Genomic DNA, 3,637 nt, shown 5'->3' on the forward strand with positions numbered 1-3,637 from the left:
GCCTAATGCCACTTACTTTGACACCAACCGGGGTGTTTATCGTTAGCGGTAGGGCGCGAGCCCTCCGGTCTGTCACGGTGTTTCCAAGCTGAAACCGGACGGCTCGCGCCGTTCCGCTACCTCTTTCAGTGCCAAAGTAAGTGGCCCGCGGCTAGCGCCGTCGGCTCACTTGATCGACTGCTACTCGGCTTTCAGTTCACCGCTGTCGGCGATGACGATCGGCAGTCGGGTCGCGCCGCTTCGTGATCCGAGCGACTCGATTCGCTTGACGACATCCATCCCTTCGATCACGCGGCCAAAGATGACGTGCTTGCCGTCCAACCAAGGCGTCTTGACGGTGGTGATGAAGAACTGCGAGCCGTTGGTGTTCGGGCCGGCATTGGCCATGCTCAGCAATCCGACTTCATCGTGCGGGAAGGCGAATATTTCGTCGGCAAACTTATTCCCGTAAATGCTCTCACCACCGGTTCCGTCTCCGGCCGTGAAGTCACCGCCTTGCAACATGAACTCGGTGATCACGCGGTGAAACTTGCTGCCTTTGTAGTGCAGGGGCTTGCCCATCTCTCCGACACCTTTTTCGCCGGTGCAGAGGGCGCGGAAGTTTTCGACGGTTTTGGGGACGTCTTCGCCGAATAAGCCCATCACGATCCGGCCGGCGGGCTCGCCGTTGATCTCGATGTCGAAATAGACTTTGTGGGTGACTTCTGCTTCAGAGGCGGATTTGGCGGATGCTTCGTTGGTCATGGTCAGGAAGGTGGCTGCGAGAGCCAATGCGGTTAGGGTTCGTAGCATGGGGAGTTCCGATGGCGGGGAGTCTACAGGCAAGACGGGGAACGAACTAGCGGATCGGCCGACAGGGCCGCTCCTTTGGGTCCACATTATCGCCATGTCGCCAGGTTTGGCCAGTGGCGAAACGGTGCCCCCCAAGTGTCCCGCCGGTCGGGAAATATCGGCCCAAACAGGCTATGCCACGATGCCCTCGACGACTTTGCCGTGGACGTCGGTCAACCGGAAATCGCGTCCGGCGTAACGATACGTCAGCTGTTTGTGGTCGATCCCCATCAGATACAGAATCGTCGCATGCAGGTCGTGCATGTGGACCCGGTCTTCTCGGGCATAGTAGCCGAACTCATCGGTCTGGCCGTAGGCAAACCCGCCCCGCACCCCACCGCCGGACAGCACCACGGAGAAACCTTGCGGGTTGTGATCGCGGCCGTTGGATCCCTGCACGACCGGCGTCCGCCCGAATTCGCCGCCCCAGACGATCAAGGTGTCGTCCCACAGACCGCGTTGCTTCAAGTCGGTGATCAACGCCGCGATCGGTTTGTCGGTCGCCAACGCGTTTTTCTCATGTCCCTTTTGTAAATTACTGTGTTGGTCCCAGACCTGTCCGCTAGACACCGTGATGAACCGCACGCCACTTTCGGCCAATCGTCGCGCCAACAGGCAACTTCGGCCGAATTCGCGGGTCGCTGTTTCGTCGATCCCATACGCCTGCTCGGTGGCCTGGGTTTCAGAGTCCAAATCAAAAACGTCCGGCGCGGCCGATCGCATGCGTCGCGCCAGATCGACCGCTTGGATCGCACCCTCGATTTCACGATCCGGACCGCTGTGGGAAAGATGGTTTGCGTTGAGCGCGGCGAGCATCTCGATCCGTCGATCCACGCGATCGGAATTCAATGCTCCCGTCAGATGAGGAATCTTGGCGGTTCCCGGTTTGCCGTTGCTGCCGATCGCGGTCGCCTGATGCATCGCCGGCAAAAACGCGGCGCCGTAGTTGCGCGGTCCGCCGTGCGCGGTGGCCGGGCCGATCGCAATGTGTGCCGGCAGATCGGGATGCCCGCTGCCGAGCGCGTAACTGAGCCACGCGCCGACGCTCGGCCGGACCAGATTGTCGCTGCCGGTGTTGATCATCCCGACGGCTTGGCCGTGGGACTGACCGCGCGTGTGCATACTGCGGATCACGCACAGCGAATCGGCCAGCGTGGCCATGTGCGGCAACAGCTCACTGACCCATAACCCCGACTGCCCGCGGCGCGCGAATTCCCATGGCCCCTTCATCAGCTTGGGGACGGCGTCCAGGTTCGGCGGCAGGTCAAACGGCAGCGGCTTGCCGTCATCGGTTGCCAGTCGCGGTTTGTAATCAAACGTGTCGACGTGGCTCGGCCCGCCGTGCATGAACAGAAAGATGACGCGTTTGGCGCGAGGCTTCGGATGCGACCCGGCGTTCAGGTCGATCGCACCGGTCGCTCGTGCTCCGATCGGCGTCAGTGCGGAAACGGCCAGCGACTCCATCGCAAAACCGGCCTGTGCGAGCAGGCTGCGGCGGCCGAGTTGGAGCGGCGGGGTGGAGGAATCAGGCATCTTAATCCAGCATTCGAAATTCGGTCGAGGCAAAGATCGCGGCGACAAAGTCTGCGAAGCGGTGCTTGAGTTGGTCGTCGGTCAGGGACTGGGAAATCCCGACGTAGTGCTCGGCGATGTCCAAGTCGCTGGGGGAGGGTTGTCGGGAAAGACACAGACGATAGGCCGAACGCAATCGGCCCTCCCAAGTCGACTCGGACTGCAGAATCCGGTCGGCGGTTTGCTGCGCCCAACGGATCACATCGTCGCTGTTGATCAGCACCAATGCCTGGCCGGGCACGTTCGTCGTCGGTCGCTTGCCGACCAACAAGTCGGGGTCGGCTGCATCGAGCGCGGTCATCAGCGGAGGGAGGTAGCCTCGGATCACGGGCAGGTAAATCGAACGAACGGGTTGATCGATGCCCGAGGCGACGGCTTTGGTGACCGCATTGTTGGCCGTCACCAACACGCCTTTGTCGGCGACCGGTGCGGTGCGTTCTTCCGGAGTGAGCATCCCGGCGGCGAGCACCATGGTGTCACGAATCGATTCGGCCGACAGTCGCTTGCGATGCGCCCGCCAAAGCAGTCGGTTCTCGGGGTCGGTCGCGTCGGCTTGCGGGTCGAACTCGCTGCTGCGAACGTAGGCCTGGGATAGAACGATTCGCCGTACCAAGGGTTTCAGTTGCCAGCCTTGTCGCATGAAGTCGATCGCCAAGGCATCGAGCAATTCGGGATGCGAGGGGCGATCGCCGCGGGTGCCGAAGTTGTCGACCGTGCGCACGATGCCTTCGCCGAACAGGTGCGTCCAGATTCGATTGACCAGCACGCGGGCGACCAGCGGGTTATCGGGATCGGTCAGCCACTGGGCCAGTTCGACCCGACCGCTACCGTTGGGCGTCTCGATCGTCGCGTCGCCAGGGCCACAGACCTGCAAGAAACCGCGTGGGACCACATCGCCGACGTTGTTGACTTCGCCACGGATATGAACGGGGCTGTCGGTGATCTTGTCGGTGGGCAAATCTCGCGGTGCCATCGCGACCGGCAGCGGCGGCGGCGCGTCTTTTTTGGCGGCATCGAGTTGCTTGTTCAGTTCGTCCAGCCGTTTCTGAGCGGCAGCGATTCGCTCGGCCGCTTGCCGTGATTCGTCCGACGTCTCCGCCTGATCGGCCGGCAGGAATGCGACGGCATCGGCGATCACATAGCCGTCGGTCCCGTCGTTGCGGATCGTCACGACCGCGTCTTGGTCGGCGGAAAACTGGAACGTACCCAACTCATTCCAAGGCGGCGTGTCCGA

Annotated in this window: 3 protein-coding genes; all 3 read right to left on the reverse strand. The window is 62.1% G+C overall.

Annotated features, from left to right (window positions below; all coding sequences use genetic code 11):
- Positions 1–180 precede the first annotated feature (180 nt).
- On the reverse strand, positions 181–792 hold the full coding sequence (locus ABX749_RS25920; RefSeq protein WP_372898556.1) for a peptidylprolyl isomerase: 612 nt from the start codon (positions 790–792) through the stop codon (positions 181–183).
- A gap of 171 nt (positions 793–963) precedes the next feature.
- A complete protein-coding gene (locus tag ABX749_RS25925; protein ID WP_372898557.1) occupies positions 964–2,364 on the reverse strand; it encodes a DUF1501 domain-containing protein in 1,401 nt (466 codons plus the stop codon).
- Position 2,365: 1 nt separating this feature from the next.
- A partial coding sequence (locus ABX749_RS25930; RefSeq protein WP_372898558.1) for a DUF1553 domain-containing protein occupies positions 2,366–3,637 on the reverse strand: 1,272 nt, incomplete at its 5' end.

It is taken from the genome of Stieleria sp. (assembly GCF_041595215.1).
Taxonomy (GTDB): Bacteria; Planctomycetota; Planctomycetia; order Pirellulales; family Pirellulaceae; genus Stieleria; species Stieleria magnilauensis.

Bases quoted from the DNA above. Each gene is read 5' to 3' on its own strand.
- ABX749_RS25920 (WP_372898556.1), bottom strand. From the start codon at position 792: ATGCTACGAACCCTAACCGCATTGGCTCTCGCAGCCACCTTCCTGACC.
- ABX749_RS25925 (WP_372898557.1), bottom strand. From the start codon at position 2,364: ATGCCTGATTCCTCCACCCCGCCGCTCCAACTCGGCCGCCGCAGCCTG.